Raw genomic sequence first — 19,214 nt, 5'->3', positions numbered from 1 at the left:
GGTCTAAATGGATTGTTTGTCGGCCGTAACGAGCGCGGGGCAAGCCCGCTCCCTGCAATCCCGAGCCGGAATTGTGGGAGCGGGCTTGCCCCGCGATGACCGCCATGGCGATCAACCGGCGACGAGCACCCGGATCGCCTCGAGGCGCAGTGCCGCTTTTTCCAGCGCCGCCAGGCCCTCTTCGCGCTGCTTGCGCAGGGCGTCGATCTCGCTGTCGCGCACGCTCGGGTTGACGGCCTTCAACGCAGTCAGGCGCGCCAGCTCCTCGTCGGCTTCGGCGGTCAGGCGTTGCCGGGCCTGGGCCACGCGCTCGTCGTGGGTTGGCAGGACCTTGGCCTCGCCCGCGGCGATGCGCTTGGCCAGCACGTCGCGCTGGGCCTGGATGAACTTGTTGGCGCTGGCCTTGGGCACGCTTTCGAGCTGGTCGTTGAGGGTTTCGAAGGCCACCCGCGGGCCCAGGTCGTTGCCGTTGGTGTCGAGCAGGCAGCGCAGCGCGGCCGGCGGCAGGTAGCGCCCCAGCTGCAGGCTGCGCGGTGCCACCACTTCGCTGACATAGAGCAGTTCGAGCAGCACGGTGCCGGGCTTGAGCGCCTTGTTCTTGATCAGCGCCACGGCGGTGTTGCCCATCGAGCCGGACAGCACCAGGTCCATGCCACCCTGGACCATCGGGTGCTCCCAGGTGAGGAACTGCATGTCCTCGCGCGACAGCGCCTGGCCACGGTCGTAGGTGATGGTCACGCCTTCGTCGTCACCCAGCGGGAAGCTGGCGTCGAGCATCTTCTCGCTTGGCTTGAGGATCAGGGCGTTTTCCGAGTGGTCCTCGCTGTCGATACCGAAGGCGTCGAACAGGGTTTCCATGTAGATCGGCAGGGCGAACTGGTCGTCCTGCTCGAGGATTGCCTCGACCAGCGCCTGGCCTTCGCCGGCGCCACCGGAGTTGAGCTCCAGCAGGCGGTCGCGACCGGTGTGCAGCTCGGCCTCCAGGCGCTCGCGTTCGGCACGGGCCTCGCCGACCAGCTGGGTCCAGCCTTTGTCGTCGCCACCGGCCAGCTGTTGCAGCAGGCGCGGGCCGAACTGGTGTTGCAGGGCGTTGCCGGTCGGGCAGGTGTTGAGGAAGGCGTTGAGGCCTTCGTGGTACCACTGGAACAGGCGCTCCTGCGGGCTGTCCTGCAGGTACGGGATGTGCAGTTGGATCGTGTGCTTCTGGCCGATCCGGTCAAGGCGGCCGATGCGTTGCTCGAGCAGGTCCGGGTGGGCCGGCAGGTCGAACATCACCAGGTGATGGGCGAACTGGAAGTTGCGGCCCTCGCTGCCGATCTCGGAACACACCAGCACCTGGGCGCCGAACTCTTCGTCGGCGAAGTAGGCGGCGGCGCGGTCACGCTCGAGGATGCTCATGCCTTCATGGAACACCGAGGCCGGGATGCCGGAGCGCACGCGCAGGGCGTCTTCCAGGTCCATGGCGGTCTCGGCGTGGGCGCAGATCACCAGGACCTTGGTGCGCTTGAGCATCTTCAGGGTGTCGATCAGCCAGTCGACCCGAGGGTCGAAACGCCACCAGCGCTCGTCGTCGCCGGCTTCGCCCTGGGCCTGGAAGGCCACTTCCGGGTACAGCTCGGCGCGCTCGCCCGAAGGCAGGTCGGCATAGGCCTCGGGGTTGGCCAGCGGGTAGGGGTGCAGTTGGCGCTCGGGGAAGCCCTGGATCGCCGCACGGGTGTTGCGGAACAGCACGCGGCCGGTACCGTGGCGGTCGAGCAGTTCGCGGATCAGGCGCGCGCTGGCCTGGCTGTCGCCATCGCTGACCGCGGCCAGCAGTGCTTCGCCTTCGGCGCCGAGGAAGCCCTGGATGGTGGCGTGGGCTTTCGGCGACAGGCGGCCTTCGTCGAGCAGCTCCTGTACCGCTTCGGCCACCGGGCGATAGTGCTCGCTTTCGGCGCGGAAGGCGGCCAGGTCGTGGAAGCGGTTGGGGTCGAGCAGGCGCAGGCGGGCGAAGTGGCTGTCCTGGCCGAGCTGTTCAGGTGTGGCGGTGAGCAGCAGCACGCCGGGAATCACCTGGGCCAGCTGCTCGACCAGCGAGTATTCGGGGCTGGCCTGCTCTTCGTGCCAGACCAGGTGGTGGGCCTCGTCGACCACCATCAGGTCCCAGCCAGCGGCGAACAGCGCGTCCTGGGCCTTTTCGTCCTCGACCAGCCACTCCAGCGCGACCAGCGCCAGCTGGGCATCTTCGAACGGGTTGCTGGCGTCGCTTTCGATGAAGCGCTCGGCGTCGAACAGTGCAACCTGCAGGTTGAAGCGCCGGCGCATTTCCACCAGCCACTGGTGCTGGAGGTTTTCCGGCACCAGAATCAGTACGCGGCTGGCGCGACCGGACAGCAGCTGGCGGTGGATTACCAGGCCGGCCTCGATGGTCTTGCCCAGGCCCACTTCGTCGGCCAGCAGTACGCGGGGAGCGATGCGGTCGGCCACTTCACGGGCGATGTGCAACTGGTGGGCGATAGGTTGGGCGCGCACGCCACCCAGGCCCCATAGCGTGGAGAGCATCTGCTTGCTGGTGTGCTGCAGGGTGTTGTAGCGCAGCGAAAACCACGACAGCGGGTCGATCTGCCCGGCGAACAGGCGGTCGCTGGCCAGACGGAACTGAATGAAGTTGGACAGCTGCGTCTCGGGCAGTGTGCGCGGTTGGTTCTGCGGGTCGATGCCGTGGTAGACCATCAGGCCGTCGATGTCCTCGACCTCCTGCACGGTCAGCTTCCAGCCTTCGAAATGGGTGATCAGGTCGCCTGGCGAGAAACGCACGCGGGTCAGCGGCGCATTGCGTAGCGAGTACTGGCGGGTGTCGCCCGTGGCCGGGTAGAGCACGGTCAACAGGCGGCCATCCTGCGCCAGGATGGTCCCAAGACCGAGCTCGGCCTCGCTGTCGCTGATCCAGCGTTGCCCCGGTTGATACTGCTGCGCCATACTGCCAAAACTCCCGCGATGAAAAAGCTGGCCATGTTACCGGATCGGCTGCGCCAGACCAAAGAATCTCAGTGAGTCTAGCGTGTTCATCGACGAACACCCGTCACGAGGGCCATGCGCCAACATGTTTGCCAAGCACCGCTGGTTGAACGTCACCTTGGGCCTGGGCAGCCTGGCGCTGCTGGCCGCCTGTGAACAGAAAAGCTTCGAGATCCTGCCGCCGATCCCGGTCGAGCAACTGGAAGTGCTCGGCGTGCAGACACCGATCAAGAGCGTGCATTTCCATGACCGCGAGGGCGAGGGCCTGCTGGTGCTGAGCCGGGTCGACGGCCAGGCCACCGACCCCGATACCGAGGAGGAAGTCGACAAGGTGGTGCTCAAGGCCACCCTGTATGGCCGCGCCGCCAGTGCCGATGTCTTCAAGCCGCGCTGGCAGATCGAGCAGGAGACCACCTGCGCCGGCCTCGACCTCGACGTCGACTTTTATACCGATGTCAGTGATGTCGGCGACCTGAACAAGGACGGTGTCGCTGAAGTGACAGTGGCCAGCCATGCCTTCTGCGGTGGCGGTATCGACCCCCACGACATCGCCATCGAGATGCGTGAAGGCCAGGCGATCTACACCATTACCGGCCAGTCGCTGATCAGCCCGCCCGGTGAAGACCCGTTTGGCGGCGAGCGCGAAGACAGCGCCTCGTTGAAGAACGCCCCGCCAGGTGTGCGCGAACATATGGATGCGGTCTGGCAGCAGGTCTACAAGCGGCCATGGAGCGAGTCGAGCCCTCCACCCGACGACCCGGACGAAGACGCCGAGTAGGCCCGCGCTATACTCCAGCGCAATGCAGCGTTGTGACACGCCGCACACCTTCGACCGCAGTCATTCAAGGCGGCGCACCACCAGCCGACAACAAGGCTACAGGAGACCTCCCATGCTGCCGCCGATCATCCCGCTCAGTGCCGCCCCCGTGACCTCGCAACACGACCCGGTCAAGCCACCGCCGACCATTGCGCCGGTGGTGCCCACGCAGCCGACCTCCAGCGATGGCACTATCGACCTGAAGAATCATCGTGATCCCGAAGAGCAGGCCTTGCTGCTGCGTGACGAGCAACGCCGCCAGCAAAAAAGGCGCAAGCAGGCTGAAGGTGATCGGTACGAGGCCGTCCCGGGTGAGGAACTCAATGCCGACAACACCGTGCCGGTGGTGCCGATGGGCGAGCGCACGCGCCAGGGGTTGCTGGTGGATATCGAAGTCTGACTAGTCAGCGCCCTGGCAAGCCTTCATTATTGAGGCCTCTGCTGTCCGTCGAGCCCACCATGAGCCAAGACAACCTGATCGACTTCGGCGCCGAACGCGCCAAACGCATTCACGACCTCAATGACAAGCGCCTGGACGACATGCGCCAGGCCTTCGAGCAGGCCATGCCGCTGACCCAGGCCAAGAAGAAAAAGCCCAAGGGCAAACCGAAGAAACGCTGAAACTTGATGCAGGTCAACCCTGCACCCGCCTTCCGCGCCCGGCTCCGGGCGCCATTGACTCCGGTCAATTTTCCTCCTCCTCGCATTGGTTACCTTGCACCCATCGGATGACGGCACATCAAGGGAGGAGCCGACATGTTCTTCGACAACGTGGTTATCGCCGGGGTGGTAACAGTCGGGTTGATGTTGGCCTTCTTCGCCGGTCTGGGCATTTTCATCTGGAAGGATTCGAAAAAGCGCAACCAGCGCTGATCCTTCCCGATACACGAGCACGCAAGGCATTTAGGGCGACTTCGGTCGCCCATTTTTTTGCCTGCGAAAAACTGACTGTTTAGATGATTAGCTAGCTAATTAATCGTTTGCGCTTTATCCTTCCTCCCGTTGTCTATCTTTCTTCCTATTACCCCCTGCGCGCCCAAGGTCCGTTTCGTGCCCATCACCTTCCAGGCCCTGTTTGCCCCCAGCAGCCTCGCCCTCAAGTTCGCCATCAAGACCTTGCTTGGTGGCGGCCTGGCGTTGTGGTTGGCGATGCGCTGGGGCCTGGAGCAACCGGCGTGGGCGCTGATGACCGCCTTCATCGTCGCCCAGCCGCTTTCGGGGATGGTCGTGCAGAAGGGCCTGGCGCGGTTGGCTGGCACCCTGGTCGGTACCTGCATGTCGGTGGTGTTCATCGGCCTGTTCGCCCAGACCCCGTGGCTGTTCCTGCTGACCCTGGCCTTGTGGCTGGCCCTGTGCACCGCTGCCTCGACCCAACTGCGCAGCGCCTGGGCCTACGCGTTCGTGCTGGCCGGCTACACCGTGGCGATCATCGCCCTGCCGGCGATCGATCACCCGCTGCAGGTATTCGACCAGGCCGTGGCGCGCTGCACCGAGATTTGCCTGGGCATCGTCTGTGCCACCCTCACCAGCGCGCTGCTCTGGCCCATGCGCGTGGAGCAGCAACTGGCTGGCCAGGCTCGCCAGGCCTGGCACAACGGTCTGCAGGCGGCCAGCGCCATGCTTGGGGGCGAAGACGAGGCACGCAGCGGCCTGCTCGACAGCCTCGGGCGCATCGTCGCCATCGATGCCCAGCGCGAACATGCCTGGTTCGAAGGCAGCCGCGGCCGCCAACGCGCCCGGGCAATCAGCGGCCTGAGCCAGTCACTGATGGTGCTTTTGCGTATCTCGCGCTCGGTGCGCAGGCAGTGGCGCCAGCTTGAAGAGGGCGAAGCCAGGCATCTGGCGCCATGGCTGGACGAGGTGCGCGCTCACCTGGCCAGCCCCGACCAGCCCAGCTTGCTGCTGTTGCGCCAGCGTGTCTGGGACGCCGCCCACGACGAGCGGATCAGCCCAGCCGAGCATTATTGCCTGGCGCGCCTGAGCTTGCTGTTGGACTACACGATGGCTTGCGCCCAGGCCCTCGACGATGTCGAGCAGGGGCGGGCGCCCAGGCAGGCGACGCAGAGCCTGGCAACCCATCGCGACCTGTCCCTTGCCCTGCTGTTCGGTTCGCGCAGCGCCCTGGCCTTCCTGGCCATGAGCAGTTTCTGGCTGGCCACGGCCTGGCCATCGGCGCCAGGCGGCCTGGTGCTCACCTGTGTGGTCTGCAGCCTGTTCGCCAGCCGCGAGAATGGCGCGCAGATCGGCCTGAGTTTCCTGCGCGGTATCCTCCTGGCCATCCCGGTGGCGTTCCTGGTGGGGCAGATCCTGCTGCCGCAATGGAGCAGCTTCGCCATGCTCTGCCTGGGCATGGGCGTGCCGCTGTTCTTCGGCGCCCTGGGCATGGCCCACCCGCGTACCGGGGCGACCGCCACTTCCTATTGCCTGCACTTCATCGTTTTGGTGGCGCCGCTCAATGCCATGCATTTCGATGTGGCGACCATGCTCAACAGCGCCCAGGCCATGCTGCTGGGCGTGGGCGCCGCGGTAATGGCGTTCCGCTTGCTGGTGCTGCGTCACCCGGCATGGCTTGGCCGGCGCCTACGCGCGGCCACGCAAGGCGACCTGGTGCGCCTGACCCGGCGCGACCTGCGCGGCGCCGACAGCTGGTTCGGTGGGCGCATGGCCGACCGCCTGATGCAGCTGGCGCGACATGCCAGCGAGCTGCCCGAAGCCGAGCGCAAGCGCTGGGACGATGGCCTGCACGGCCTGGATATCGGTGACGAACTGGTGCACCTGCGCATGTGCCTGGCCGTGGCCAAAGCACCGCTGGGCAATGCCGAGCGCCAGTATCTGCAGCAGTTGCAGGCGGTACTCGCCAGCGGCCCGGCGCCGGGGCGTGGCCAGCGCCTGGACGCCGCCAGTGAAGAGTTCATCGAGGCCCTGCGCCGTCAGCCGCCCAGTGACCCGCTGCGCCTGGCCATCGGCGCGGTGCTGCAATTGCGCAAGAGCTGGGGCAAGTGGTGCCGCTGGCAGGAGGAAGCCCATGGGGCTGCGTGAGTGGGCACTGGGCGGCGTGCTGCTCAGCCCGTTTCTGATCTATGTGTTGCTGGCGCTGGTGCTCACCGGGCTGTTGCGCTTCGTCGTGCAGGCCACCCCCCTGGGGCGCTGGATCTGGCACGAGGCGTTGTTCGACGCGGCGCTGTTCGTCTGTGTGCTGTATGGGGTGGTGCGCCTGTCAGGCCCTTTGTAAGGAGTAAGTCCATGCGTACAGTCGTACGTACCTTGGTCACCCTGTGTGTGGTGATCCTCGCTGTTTTTGCCGGTTATCAACTGTGGCAGTACTACATGCTCACGCCCTGGACCCGGGATGCCCGGGTGCGTGCCGACGTGGTGGTGATCGCCCCCGACGTGTCTGGCTGGGTCAGCGCTTTGAAGGTGCACGACAACCAGCAGGTGAAGGCCGGCGACCTGCTGATGAGCATCGACCGCGAACGCTTCCAGGCTGCCTTCGACCAGGCCACCGCCGTGGTCGAGACGCGTACCCAGCAGTTGCGCCTGCGCGAGCGCGAGGCCGCCCGGCGCACCGCCCTGGGGCCGGAGGCGATCAGTGCCGAGTTGCGCGAGAACGCCCAGATCAACGCCGCTGTCGCTCGCGGCGAACTGCACGAGGCCGAGGCCCAGTTGCAAGTGGCGAAGATCAACCTGGCCCGCAGCGAAGTCCGCGCCCCGCGCGGCGGGCATATCACCAATCTGCGCCTGGCCGAGGGCAATTTCGTCAACACCGGGCAATCGGTGATGGCGCTGGTGGACGATGGCACTTTCTATATCCAGGCGTATTTCGAAGAAACCAAGCTGCCGCGGATTCGCGTCGGCGACCCGGTCAAGGTCTGGCTCATGGGCGCCGGCGACGCGATGCAAGGGCAGGTGGAAAGCATCAGCCGGGGGATCACCGACCGCAACTCGACGCCGGATGGGCAGTTGCTGCCCGAGGTGGAGCCAACGTTCAACTGGGTGCGGCTGGCGCAGCGCATTCCCGTGCGCATCCGCCTGGACCAGGTGCCCGAGGGCGTGACCCTGAGCGCCGGCATGACGGCGAGCGTGCAGGTGCATGAAGCGCCTTGAGGGAGCAGGCCCGCTCCCACTGGGATTGCATATGGCCTGAGGCCGGCGCGGTCGGTGTGGGAGCCGGCTCGTCGTGGCGACGAACCGCGGCGAAAGGGGCGCATCGCGCCCCCGGTACTCAGCCTCAAGGCTGCTGGGCAGTCGCCGCCAGCACGATCTCGCGAATGCACACCTGCTGCGGCTGCTGGTAGGCCCAGACGATTGCCCCGGCGACATCTTCCGCCGACAGCACCACGCCGCCCATGTCATTGGCCTTCCAGGCCTCGTAGTCGCGCTTGATGCCCTCGTCGGTGGTATGCCCGAGCAGCTCGGTCTCCACTGCACCCGGCGCGATGGTCACCACCCGCACATTGTGCGGCGCCAGCTCCTCGCGCAGGTTTTCCGACAACCCGTGCACGGCGAACTTGCTGCCTACGTAGGCCACATGGTTGGGGAAGGTCTTGCGTCCGGCCACCGAGCTGACATTGATCAGGGTGCCATGGCGCCGCTCGACCATCCCGCCGACCAGCGCGTGCACGCCGTTGAGCAGGCCTTTGACGTTGATGTCGAACATGCGCTCCCATTGTTCCGGGTCCTGTTCGTGCATCTGCCCCAGCAGCATCACCCCGGCATTGTTCACCAGGGCATCGGCCGGCCCGTACACGGCTTCGGCCTCGGCCACGGCGGCCACCAGCGCCGCGCGGTCGCGTATATCCACGGCGCGGCACAGGCAATCGGGTAACGCCAGCGCTTCCAGGCGATCCAGGCGGCGGGCGATCAGCAACAGCGGATGGCCCGCGGCGGAAAAGCGTTGGGCGGTGGCGGCGCCGATGCCGGAGCTGGCGCCGGTGATAATGATCAGGGGTTTGTTCATGGTTGCCTCCCAGGCATAATCGCTTTCGATGGCCAGGATTCTAGATAGCCCTTTCGGCCATGAAAAACGGCTTATTTCTCTGGCTGGCATCGGTTCTATCTATGGATATCCGTCATCTCAAGGCATTTATCGCGGTCTTCGAAGCGCGCAACATCACTGTAGCCGCCCAGCGCCTGTGCGTGGCGCAACCGACCTTGTCGGTGACCATCCGCCAGCTGGAGGATGACCTCGGCGCCGAGCTGTTCCTGCGTCAGGCCCGTGGGGTCGAAGTCAGTGAGCAGGCGCGTGAGCTGTATCCCCAGGCCTGCCGCATGGTGGCCGAGGCCGACGCGCTGCGCCTGCGTTTTCGCCAGGGGCAGGAGCGGGTGCCTTTGGCCCTGGGCATCGAGACGGACATCGCGCCGGCCCAGATCGAGGCTTGCGTGCGCCTGGCCAGCCAGGCGGTGGCGGGCCTGCAATTGACCTTGCTCGAAGGCTGCGACGGGGATGCGCGGCTGGCCGACGAGGCCCAGCGCTGCGAGGACGAACTGTTCCTGCCGTTGTGGGAGGAGGCCTTCGTGCTGGTAATGGCGACCGGCAGCCAGCCGGACGGGCGCTGGATCACCTGTCCGCAGCATCCTTCGCACCAGCGCCTGATGGGGTTGTACGGCGAAGGCGAGCAGGTTGGCCAGGCCGGTTCGTTGCAACTGGCACTGGCCATGGTCGCCGCTGGGCTGGGCGCGGCATGGTTGCCGCAGTCCCTGGCCGAGCGCTGTCCCGGGGTCTATTGGCGGCCCGGCAGCGGCCTGGCACTGCGGCGCCGGGTCGGCTTGTGCATCACCCATGAGGCTTTGTCACTTCCTGCCGTCGCCGCGCTGCACCAGGCCTTGAACCGAGCTTGAGCGCATTGCGCAGCGTGCGCCTCAGAGGAACATGCCCCCCGACACCTCCAGCCGCTGCCCGTTGATCCAGCCATTGCCATCCTCCAGCAACAGGGCGATGGCCGCGCCGATATCGTCGGGCAGGCCGACCCGGCCCAGGGCGGTGTTGCCCGCGATGTAGTCATTGACCTGCTGGTTGTCACGCACCACGCCCCCGCCGAAATCGGTCTCGATGGCGCCCGGCGCGAGAATGTTCACCCGGATGCCGCGCGCGCCCAGTTCCTTGGCCTGGTAGCGGGTCAGTACTTCCATGGCGCCCTTCATGGCCGCGTAGGCGGCATAGCCGGGCAGGGCGAAGCGGGTCAGGCCGGTGGAGATGTTGACGATGCGCCCGCCGTCGGCCAGCAGCGGCAGCAGGCGCTGGGTAAGGAAGAACGGGCCTTTGAGCTGGATGTTCAGCAACTGGTCGAACTGCGCCTCGCTGGTCTCGCTGAATGGCACGTTCAGGCCGATGCCGGCGTTGTTCACCAGGAAGTCCAGCTGACGGCGGCCGAACTGCTGTTCCAGGATGTCGCCCAGGCGCTCGGCGAAACTTGCGAAGCTGGCGCTGTCGCTGACGTCCAGTTGCAACATGGCGGCGCGCACGCCGGCCTGCTCCAGCGTGGCCGCCACGACGCGGGCTTCGTCGGCCTTGCTGTGGTAGGTGCCGATGATGTCGATGCCACGGGCGGCCAGGTGCTCGGCGGTGTTCTTGCCCAGGCCGCGGCTGGCGCCGGTGATCAGTGCGATCTTGCGAGTCATGTCGGATACCTCGTTGTGGGTGGCTGTTGCGGACAGGTTATTGATCGGGGATAGGCTGTTAAATCCACGGATTTCGGAAATACTGTTCGTATCAATCGGACAATGAGGATGGGTATGAACAAGCTGGATCTGCTGCGTACCTTTGTCAGGGTCAGCGAACTGAGCAGTTTCACCCTGGCCGGCGAAAGCCTGGGGCTGCCGCGCTCGACTGTCTCCGAGCAGGTGCGGGCGCTGGAAAACCTGCTCGGCACGCGCCTGCTCAACCGCACCACGCGCCGGGTGCACACGACCCAGGACGGCGCCTTGCTGTACGAGCGCAGCAAGGACCTGTTGTCGGGCATGGACGAGATCGAGAGCCTGTTCAGTGCCGACGACGCCGAGCTGGCCGGGCGTCTGCGCATCGACCTGCCGACCATGATGGCGCGACGGGTCATCGTGCCGGCGCTGCCGCAGTTTCTCGAACGTTTCCCGCGCCTTGACGTGGAGATCAGCTGCACCGACCGCCAGGTCGACCTGTTGCGCGAAGGTTTCGACTGCGTGATGCGCATCGGCGCGCTCAGCGACCTGGACGTGGTGGCGCGCCCGGTCGGGCGCCTGAGCATGCGCAACTGCGCCAGCCCCGCCTATCTGGAGCGGCATGGCGTACCCCGCAGCCTGGAGGACCTGGATAGCCACCGGCTGGTCCACTACGTGCGCAACCTCGGCGCGCGCAGTGCCGGGTTCGAATACGAGCAGGGCGGCGAGCTGCGCTTCCAGGCCATGGCTGGCGTGGTCACGGTGAACAACGCCGAAGCCTATTCCGCCGCCTGCCTGGCTGGGCTCGGCCTGATCCAGGTGCCGGCGGTAGGTGTCGATGAACACCTGCGCGCGGGTGAACTGGTATCGCTGCTCGAGCCCTGGCAGGCGCGGGCCATGCCGGTATCACTGTTGTATGCGCGGCAGCGCCATGTGCCGCGCCGGGTGCAGGCGTTCATGAACTGGCTGGCGGTGCTGCTGGAGTCTCAGGTCGACCCTTCGGCAGGCGAAAACTGAACAGCGTGCCGGCCTCGGCGCTGGAGGTCACCTCCATGCGGCCGCCGTGGGCCAGGGCGATCTGCTTGGCAATGTACAGCCCCAGGCCCAGGCCGGGCTGGGGCGCGCCGGAGATCGGCCGGCTGAAAGGCTCGAACAGCAGGGGCAGGGTTTGCGGGGCGATCGGCGTGCCCTGGTTGTGCACGCTCAGGTCGAAGGTACTTTCGCTGAGGCTGGCGCGCACGGTCACCGGGCCTTGTGGGTCGCCATGGAGGAGGGCATTGGCGATCAGGTTGGACAACAGTTGCGTGATCCGCTCGCGGTCACATAGCAGGCCGCCGACCTGGCCGATGTCGAGGATGATGCGCCGCTGCGGGTGGACACGCTGCAGCTCGGAGGCCACATGGCCGAGGGCGTCCGGCAGGTCGTGACAGGGCTGCAAATTCAGTGGGATCCCGGCACCAAGGCGACCACGGGCGAAATCCAGCATGTCGCGCACCAGCTCGGTGGCCCGCTGGCCGCAGGTGAGAATATGCAGGGCAATGGCCCGTTGCTTGTCGTCGGTCAGGCGCTGGCTGAGCAGTTCGGCACCGGCGGTGATGGCGAACAGCGGGTTGCGCAGGTCGTGGCCGAGCACGGCGATGAACTGCTCGCGCACCTCGGCCATGGCCCGCTCTTTGTGCAGGGCGCGCTCGGTGCGCTGGGCGCTTTCCTCGCTTTCGATCTGGATGGCCAGCAGGCGGGCGAACGATTCCATCATTGGCTGGATTGCCGTGCCCTTGAGTGGCGTTGGCTCGGCGTCCAGGGCACAGATGGTACCGAAGAAGCTGCCGTCGGTACGTAGCACCGGAACCGAAATGTAGCTTTCGAAGCGGTACTGGCGCGGAGCGCGATGACGGCAGTACTGCTCGTCCTCGCTGGCCTTGTCGATCACGATGGTCTGGCGTGTGCTGCGGATTTCGTGGCACAGCGTGGTGGCGACCTCGAGTTCGCCGCCTACCTCGAGGCCGAATCCCAGGGTGTCGAGCACCGCGCAGGCCGTCCAGCTGCTCTCGGTCACCCGGGCCACGGCGGCAAAGCGCAGGCCGGTGGTCTCGCAGATGACCTGGAGGATGGCCGGCACGGCGTTGATGCGACCAATGATGGCGATGTCGGCGGTGACGGCCTGGGTCATGAGGGGCGGATCCGATAACAACGAAGGGGCTCGAAAATCCAGTCTAGCGGGCCTTGGCGCGAGGGGTGAAAAACCTTGGCGAACGGTCTGGCACTTGGGTTAGGCTGGCACTTGCGCGTTGCCCGCCAGAGGCGACCGCCCCCTCTGCGTGCGTCACTTCCGAATTCTTTGCGAGGTTACGCCATGGCCATCACATCCCAGGACATCTGCATCGCCGCCGACCAGCTCAAGGGCTTCGTCGGCTTTCACGGCAAACGCGGCACCCATATCGTGCGGTTTTCAGAGGACGCGTTCGGCATGGACGTGGCCGACGACAGCATCACCCCCTGCAGCGAGTTCGTCTGGCGGCCCGAGGCCGATGCACGCATGGCGCTGTGCCGGGAGCGCCTGGCGTTGCTGCTGGAGCAGCATGTGGACGATCGGTTGAACATCGGCGAGCCATTGCGCATCTACCTCAACCGTACCGACCTGCCCGAGATCGTCGCCGAGCGCAGCCTGCGCTGAGTCCCGTGGCAGCGCGTTCAGGTCGCATCCTGGCGAACTTCGCGGTTCGCCAGCAGCGCCTCGAACCCTGCCCGGTCCACGGGCTTGCTCAGGTAGTAGCCCTGCACCTCATGGCACTGCTCCTTGTCCAGCGCCTTCAATTGCTGCTCGGTCTCCACGCCCTCGGCGGTCACCGTCAGCCCCATGGCCTTGCCCAGGTTGATGATCGCCTGGACCACGGCCCGGTCGTTGCCGCTCTGGCTGCTCAACCCGGCGATGAAGCGCTTGTCGATCTTGATGCTGTCGAAGGGGTAGGTGCGCAGGTAGCCCAGTGACGAGTAGCCGGTGCCGAAGTCGTCCATGTTCAGGCGCACGCCCAGTTCCTTGAGCGCGAGCATGGTGCCAAGGGCGCCTTCGATGTCGTTGAGCATCACGTTCTCGGTGATTTCCAGCTCCAGGCGCTGGGCCGGGAAGCCGGTGTCCAGCAACACCTGGCGCACATCGGCGACCACATCGCTGCGGGAGAACTGCGCGGGCGACAGGTTGACCGAGACCAGCAGCTCTTCGGGCCAGTCACGGGCATTGCGGCAGGCTTCTTCGAGCACCCAGCGGCCCAGCGGGACGATCAGGTCGCTCTGTTCGGCCAAGGGAATGAAAGTGTCTGGCCCGATCAGCCCTTCCTGGGGATGCTCCCAGCGCAAAAGGGCTTCCACCGAAACGATGCGCAGATCGTCCAGGCGGTAGCGTGGCTGGTAGTGCAGCACGAACTCGTGCTGCTTGATCGCCCGGCGCAGGTCGTTTTCCAGCTGGCGGCGGTACTGGATCTGCTGGTTCATTTCCGGCGAGAAGTAACGCCAGGTGTTCTTGCCGTCGGCCTTGGCCTGGTACAGGGCAATGTCGGCGCAACGGATCAGTTCGCCGGCGTCGTAGCCCTGGGCCCGGGTCTGGGCGATGCCGATGCTGGCACCGATGTGCAACTGGTGTTCCTCGAAACCGATGGGTTGTTGCAGCAGGTCGAGCAGGCGCGCGCAGAAGCGGTCGATCTCGCTGCGGTTGTCCAGGCCATGCAGGACCAGAACGAATTCGTCGCCGCCCAGGCGGGCGACCAGGTCATCGTCGCGGGTGGTATCGCGCAGGCGGCTGGCCACTTCCTGCAACACCGCGTCGCCGGCAGGGTGGCCGAGGGAGTCGTTGATCGGCTTGAAGCTGTCCAGGTCGAGCAGCAACAGCGTGAGGGGCGGCGAGTCGCTGCCGCGCAGCAGGGCTTGTTCGAGGTGGCGCGACAGTTTATTGCGATTTGCCAGGCCCGTGAGGGCGTCGTGCATCGACAGGTGCTGGATGCGGGCATGGGCGGCAACCTCGTCGGTGATGTCGCTGGCGGTGCCGCGAAACCCGGCGAGCTTGCCTTCATAGATGATCGAGCGCGCCGACACGCGGCAGTAACGGTTCTGCCCGGTGGCGTCATCGTAGTTGCAACGCAGGTTGGCCAGTTGCTGCGTGTCGCTGTCGGCCTCGTTGTCGAGCCAGGGCAGCAGGGGCGTGGTGTCGCAGGCCAGCAACTGGTTGAGCGGCTGGCCGAGCCAGTCCTCGATGCGGTAGCCGGTAACGCTGACGAAGCGCTGCGACAGGTAGGTCAGGCGGTGATGGCGGTCGGTTTCCCAGATCCAGTCGGAGGCGGCTTCGGCCACTGCGCGAAAGCGCTGCTCGCTGGCTTCCAGGGCGCGGTTGCTCTGCTGCAATCGCAGCAGGCTTTCGTCTATTGCCCGGGAACTGCGCAGGGCGTGGCGGAACAGGTAGAGCAGCACCAGGCCAAGCACCAGGAACACTGCCAGCAGCGGTGGCAGGAAGGCGTGAAGCAGTTGGCGGCCCGGCAACGGTGTGTTCCAGACCAGGTGATAACCGGTTTCGCCGAGGGCGATATGCGGTTGTCCAGCTTGGGCAATTGCGTTTTTCTCCAGGCGCATGCCGGTCAAACCCGCGCCTTTGCCCAGCACTGCGAGCTTGGCTTCGGTCAGCTGGTCGACGAACACCATCACCGGCGCCTGTTTTACATCAGCCTCGGTCACTTCCTTGTCCGGGCGTACCGCAGCGGCGCTGAGCACGGCGGGCCAGCCGTTGAAGCGTACGAAATGGGTTACCTGCTCGCGGGCCGGGGCCGCCTTGCGCGCCGCGTCGATAATTGCCGCCAGGGGGGTGTCGATATGGGCGCTAGCCGGCGAGTCGGTGGGTTTGCCCTTGAACAGGGCGTAGGTGGTGCGGTCATCCTCGACCACGAACACACCTTCGTAGCCGCTGGCGTTGTACAGCGACTCACCGACGTTCTTCTCGTCATACGCCCACTGCCAGTCGACCTTGCCTACCAGATGTTCGTAGGCGGCGTCCCAGACGGCGTAGCTGGAGAGAAACTGGCGCGAGGCCACCAACCGTTGTTCCAGCGCCTGGGAGGCCTGGAAGGTGCTTTGCTCCAGCGCCTGGCGGTCCAGCGTGGCGGCGATGTTGAACAATGCCACCAGGGTGAACACGCAAGCGAGCCCGAACAGCGCGCAGAAGCCGCCGACCAGGCGGCGCACCTGCAGGCGCGAGGTGGGGCTGGAGGGTGAAAGGTCGACGTTCCTGTCCATGTACGGGCGACTCCTTCAACTGCTGTCTGCGCCCGAGGCCTGGGCGAAGGTTCAGTCAGGATAGGCCAGCCTGAGCGTGGCGGCCTCGCCGCGAGCGAAATTGACCTGGTCGCGACCCTGGTGCTTGGCGGCATAAAGGGCCTTGTCGGCCTGTTCCAGCCAATGCTCGGGCGAGGCGAGGTCGGGGCGAAAGTCGGCCAGGCCGATGCTCAGGCTGATGCGCAAGCCCGGCAAATGCGGGTTGCGGTAGGCGGCCACGCGTTCGCGCAGGCGCTCCATGGCCTGGCAGGCCTGGGCTTCGTGGGTGCCGGGGAGGATCACGCAGAACTCGTCGCCGCCATAGCGCCCGGCCAGGTCGTCCTCGCGCAGGGTGCGCTTGAGCTCCTGGCTGAGCTGGCGCAACACGCAGTCGCCGACCACATGGCCGTAGGTATCATTGATGGTCTTGAAGTGGTCGATGTCGATCAGCGCAATGACCGCCGGCAGCCGTTGCTGCTGGCAGATCTGGAACTTGAGCAGCAGCAGGTCTTTCCACGAGCCATGGTTGAGCAGGCCGGTGAGGCTGTCAGTACGGCTCAGGGCGCTGAGGCGGCGCTTGTGTTCGGTCAGCTTGATCGCCAGCTGGTAGCACACCCAGCCCAGGGCCAGGGGGTAGAAGGTCAGCATCGGCAGGCAGGCGAGGACCTGCAACTGCGTGGCCTGTGTCTGCAGGCCGGTGCCGAGCAGCGTGGTGGCCAGGAGCATGCCGCACAGCTGGGCCAGCAGGCCGCGCAGCAGCACGCGTTTGCCACCGGCGGCGACGTTGTTCATGGTCATCATCGACAGGATGGTGACGCTGGGTAGCGGGTTGAAGTGGATAGCCGCGGTCCAGAAACCGCCCATCAGCGAATCCAGCAGGATGTTGCGCTGCTCGGCCTGGTAGGGAGTGGCCGAGCGCAGGGCCCACTGGTAGGCCACGTGTGGCCAGACCAGGCCATTGAGCAACAGCAAGGCCCAGGCCCAGGTCGGTGGGTTCAGCGGGGCGATGGAGGCCATCACGCTGAACAGGCCGATTCCCAGGCCGATGATGCGCGGCAGGTAGATGCGCCTGACGAAAGAGAGCCCCTTGCCGCTGCGGTTGTCGATCATGGTTATCGTTCTTCTGTGGAGCGCCGTTTATCGCATAAGTAATGTGAATATTGTTGAACAATCGTTCATCGGCGAAAAATGACCTTACAAGCCATTTCACGGTTGATCCGACCCTGTGGAGTAATATGAAGGCTTTCCTCTTTTGCGGAGTGCTGCTGCTCATGGTCCCCATGGCTATCCCCGCTGGCGAGCCGGCACCGCAGCGTGACGGACGCTTTCACAACCAGGTCGAACTGCCCAAGGATGGCGTGCTCAAGAAGCTGCGCATCGGCGTCAAGTACCTGTTGCTGCGCAAGCCGCCGCAAACCCGACCGGATGCGACGCTGAACCTGCAGCCGATGACCCGCCAGCAGGTGGCTGACGCACCGGATCACAGCCTGTGGCGCCTAGGCCATTCCACTGTGCTGCTCAAGTTGCGCGGGCGCTTCTTCATTACCGACCCGGTGTTCGCCGAGCGCGCCTCGCCGGTGCAATGGGCCGGGCCGTTGCGCTTCCATGCGCCGCCGCTGGCGCTGAGCGACCTGCCGCCACTGACCGCGGTGATTCTCTCCCACGACCATTACGACCATCTGGATGAGCAGGCCATCCGCCAACTGGCACCGCGCACCGAGCATTTCCTCGCACCGGTGGGCGTAGGGGACCTGCTGGTCGAGTGGGGCGTGCCGCCGGCCAAGGTGCGGCAACTGGACTGGTGGCAGGAAACCGAAGTCGAAGGCGTGCGCTTCGTTGCCACGCCTGCCCAGCATTTTTCCGGGCGCGGGCTGTTCGACAGCAACCGCAGGCTCTGGGCGTCCTGGGTGATGATCGACGAAGGGCTGCGGCTGTTCTTCAGCGGTGACACCGGCTATTTCGACGGTTTCTGTGAAATCGGCGAGCAGTATGGGCCGTTCGACCTGACCCTGATGGAGACTGGCGCCTATAACGTTGCCTGGCCGAATGTGCACATGCAGCCGGAGCAGACCCTGCAGGCACACCTGGACTTGCGAGGCCGCTGGCTGTTGCCGATTCACAACGGCACCTTCGACCTGTCCATCCACGGTTGGCAGGAGCCCTTCGAGCGTATCCTGGCCCTGGCCAACGCCGCCCAGGTGCAACTAAGCACGCCGCAGATGGGCGAGCGGGTCAGCCTCGACTCGCCGCATCCCGGGCAGAACTGGTGGCGGCCACGGCCATTGCCGCAGCGAGGCAGGGGAGCCGAGCGGGCGGTTGCTGCGCGCTAGTCCTTGGTCTGTTTGTCGTCCTTCAATAGCTTCGAGGGAGGCTTGCCGCTGTCGCTGCGTACCTGGGCGTGGCTGATCAGGGCAAAGATGAAGCTGCCGCCGATGATGTTGCCCGCCAGGGTGGGCAATGCGAAGTCGAGCCAGAACGCTTGCCAGGTTTCATCGCCGGCCCAGACCAGGTACGACACTTCCACCGAGCCCACGACAATGTGGGTGAAGTCGCCCAGAGCCATCAGGTAGGTGATCACCAGGATGATCCAGATCTTGGCGTGCTCCATGGACGGGATCATCCAGACCATGGTGGCGATCATCCACCCGGAGACGATGCCTTTGGCGAACATCTGGCTGATGTCGTTGGTCATCACCTTGCGGCCCACCTCAAGGAAGGCGACGTCGGTCTTGCTGTCGAATATCGGCAGTTCGAGCATCACCCAGGCCACCAGCAGCGTGCCGGCCAGGTTGCCGAGCAGGACGACGCTCCACAGGCGCAGCAGCCGACCGAGATTGCTCAGGGTGGGCGCGGTCATCACCGGGAGCACGGCGGTCAGGGTGTTCTCGGTGAACAGTTGCTGGCGGGCGAGGATCACCGCCAGGAAGCCTGCGCTGTAGCCCAGGCTGGCGACTACCTGGGCGCTGTCGCCTTCGGGCAGGCGGGCATAGAACAGCCCCATGGCCATCAACGACAGGCCCATGGTCAGACCTGCCGCCAGCGCCGACCACCATAAGGCGACGAGGGTGCGCTCAAGTTCCTGGTCGCCCTGGGAACGGATGATCTCGTGCAAGACAGCCGCCCGCGGCGGCTGGTTGTGGCTGACTTCCTGCTCTTCGTCCGCCGATAGCCCCGGGGTCTTCTCATTCTGTGCATCGCTCATGGCAAAGCCGCTCCGCTTGCGTGTTTCTCTACAGAGCGGCAACCGTGGCGAATAGTTGCCGACGTGCCGCCGGATGGTGATCGAAAGTTTTTTCAGATCAAGGTGTTGACTCTGAAATCAAACAGCGTATTATTCGCCTCCTCGCAGCGTTGAACGCCACGAGGCAAGCGGTAAGTTGTTGAGGTAGAAGGTGTTTTGCAAGAAGCGACTTCTGGAAAACTTCAAAATAAACGCTTGACAGCAAATGAGGAAAGCGTAGAATGCGCGCCTCGG

The 19,214-nt window shown here is 65.4% G+C and carries 18 protein-coding genes; 11 read left to right on the top strand and 7 right to left on the bottom strand.

Translation table 11 applies throughout. The annotated features are described in order from the left end of the window. Positions 1–111: 111 nt before the first annotated feature. Positions 112–2,958 (bottom strand): RNA polymerase-associated protein RapA, encoded by a 2,847-nt coding sequence (rapA, locus tag ACODS9_RS23735; protein WP_401112306.1) that lies wholly within the window; start codon positions 2,956–2,958, stop codon positions 112–114. 124 nt (positions 2,959–3,082) lie between these two features. On the opposite strand from rapA, the gene ACODS9_RS23730 reads away from it, so the two are divergent. From ACODS9_RS23730 to ACODS9_RS23700, 7 genes are all read left to right on the top strand, one after another. Further along, the gene (locus tag ACODS9_RS23730; protein ID WP_489094903.1) at positions 3,083–3,775 is read left to right on the top strand and encodes a M949_RS01915 family surface polysaccharide biosynthesis protein; all 693 of its coding nucleotides are present in this window, start codon (positions 3,083–3,085) and stop codon (positions 3,773–3,775) included. A gap of 112 nt (positions 3,776–3,887) precedes the next feature. Then, the gene (locus tag ACODS9_RS23725; RefSeq protein WP_476260460.1) at positions 3,888–4,214 is read left to right on the top strand and encodes an aspartate-semialdehyde dehydrogenase; all 327 of its coding nucleotides are present in this window, start codon (positions 3,888–3,890) and stop codon (positions 4,212–4,214) included. A 59-nt stretch (positions 4,215–4,273) separates the two neighbouring features. Next, on the top strand, positions 4,274–4,435 hold the full coding sequence (locus tag ACODS9_RS23720; protein WP_172670873.1) for a hypothetical protein: 162 nt from the start codon (positions 4,274–4,276) through the stop codon (positions 4,433–4,435). A gap of 135 nt (positions 4,436–4,570) precedes the next feature. After that, positions 4,571–4,687 (top strand): cytochrome c oxidase subunit CcoM, encoded by a 117-nt coding sequence (gene ccoM, locus ACODS9_RS23715; RefSeq protein WP_023629476.1) that lies wholly within the window; start codon positions 4,571–4,573, stop codon positions 4,685–4,687. A gap of 177 nt (positions 4,688–4,864) precedes the next feature. Continuing rightward, complete coding sequence (locus ACODS9_RS23710) at positions 4,865–6,853, top strand: FUSC family protein (RefSeq protein ID WP_489094902.1); 1,989 nt, start codon at positions 4,865–4,867, stop codon at positions 6,851–6,853. Next, entirely contained in the window at positions 6,840–7,046 is a 207-nt protein-coding gene (locus tag ACODS9_RS23705; RefSeq protein WP_046854496.1) for a DUF1656 domain-containing protein, read from the top strand. Before ACODS9_RS23710 ends, ACODS9_RS23705 begins: the two co-directional genes overlap by 14 nt. An 11-nt stretch (positions 7,047–7,057) precedes the next feature. Beyond that, positions 7,058–7,918: an efflux RND transporter periplasmic adaptor subunit gene (locus ACODS9_RS23700; protein WP_401112298.1), complete on the top strand. Its 861-nt coding sequence runs from the start codon at positions 7,058–7,060 to the stop codon at positions 7,916–7,918. A gap of 124 nt (positions 7,919–8,042) precedes the next feature. On the opposite strand, the gene ACODS9_RS23695 is transcribed toward ACODS9_RS23700, so the two are convergent. Then, positions 8,043–8,771: an SDR family oxidoreductase gene (locus ACODS9_RS23695; RefSeq protein ID WP_401112295.1), complete on the bottom strand. Its 729-nt coding sequence runs from the start codon at positions 8,769–8,771 to the stop codon at positions 8,043–8,045. Positions 8,772–8,872: 101 nt separating this feature from the next. Between ACODS9_RS23695 and ACODS9_RS23690 the strand changes: the two genes are divergently transcribed. Then, entirely contained in the window at positions 8,873–9,652 is a 780-nt protein-coding gene (locus ACODS9_RS23690; RefSeq protein WP_401112293.1) for a LysR family transcriptional regulator, read from the top strand. 21 nt (positions 9,653–9,673) lie between these two features. On the opposite strand, the gene ACODS9_RS23685 is transcribed toward ACODS9_RS23690, so the two are convergent. Beyond that, the gene (locus tag ACODS9_RS23685) at positions 9,674–10,432 is read right to left on the bottom strand and encodes an SDR family NAD(P)-dependent oxidoreductase (RefSeq protein ID WP_489094901.1); all 759 of its coding nucleotides are present in this window, start codon (positions 10,430–10,432) and stop codon (positions 9,674–9,676) included. A 114-nt stretch (positions 10,433–10,546) separates the two neighbouring features. On the opposite strand from ACODS9_RS23685, the gene ACODS9_RS23680 reads away from it, so the two are divergent. After that, the gene (locus ACODS9_RS23680; protein ID WP_489094900.1) at positions 10,547–11,464 is read left to right on the top strand and encodes a LysR family transcriptional regulator; all 918 of its coding nucleotides are present in this window, start codon (positions 10,547–10,549) and stop codon (positions 11,462–11,464) included. Here ACODS9_RS23680 and ACODS9_RS23675 read toward each other — a convergent pair. Then, complete coding sequence (locus ACODS9_RS23675; protein ID WP_401112286.1) at positions 11,403–12,617, bottom strand: GAF domain-containing sensor histidine kinase; 1,215 nt, start codon at positions 12,615–12,617, stop codon at positions 11,403–11,405. The genes ACODS9_RS23680 and ACODS9_RS23675 overlap by 62 nt on opposite strands. A 183-nt stretch (positions 12,618–12,800) precedes the next feature. Between ACODS9_RS23675 and ACODS9_RS23670 the strand changes: the two genes are divergently transcribed. Next, positions 12,801–13,121 (top strand): DUF2025 family protein, encoded by a 321-nt coding sequence (locus tag ACODS9_RS23670; RefSeq protein ID WP_102684698.1) that lies wholly within the window; start codon positions 12,801–12,803, stop codon positions 13,119–13,121. 17 nt (positions 13,122–13,138) lie between these two features. Here the strand turns inward: ACODS9_RS23670 and ACODS9_RS23665 are convergent, their stop codons facing one another. Both ACODS9_RS23665 and ACODS9_RS23660 read right to left on the bottom strand, forming a co-directional pair. Then, entirely contained in the window at positions 13,139–15,721 is a 2,583-nt protein-coding gene (locus tag ACODS9_RS23665; protein ID WP_489094899.1) for a bifunctional diguanylate cyclase/phosphodiesterase, read from the bottom strand. Between the two features lie 51 nt (positions 15,722–15,772). Continuing rightward, entirely contained in the window at positions 15,773–16,849 is a 1,077-nt protein-coding gene (locus ACODS9_RS23660; protein WP_489094898.1) for a diguanylate cyclase, read from the bottom strand. A 125-nt stretch (positions 16,850–16,974) separates the two neighbouring features. Between ACODS9_RS23660 and ACODS9_RS23655 the strand changes: the two genes are divergently transcribed. Beyond that, positions 16,975–18,069, top strand: a complete 1,095-nt coding sequence (locus ACODS9_RS23655; protein ID WP_489094897.1) for an MBL fold metallo-hydrolase — start codon at positions 16,975–16,977, stop codon at positions 18,067–18,069. On the opposite strand, the gene ACODS9_RS23650 is transcribed toward ACODS9_RS23655, so the two are convergent. Beyond that, positions 18,066–18,941, bottom strand: a complete 876-nt coding sequence (locus ACODS9_RS23650; protein ID WP_489094896.1) for a formate/nitrite transporter family protein — start codon at positions 18,939–18,941, stop codon at positions 18,066–18,068. The genes ACODS9_RS23655 and ACODS9_RS23650 overlap by 4 nt on opposite strands. Positions 18,942–19,214 lie beyond the last annotated feature (273 nt).

The organism is Pseudomonas sp. FG36 (assembly GCF_057809275.1).
This window is presented reverse-complemented; position numbering and strand designations above follow the sequence as displayed.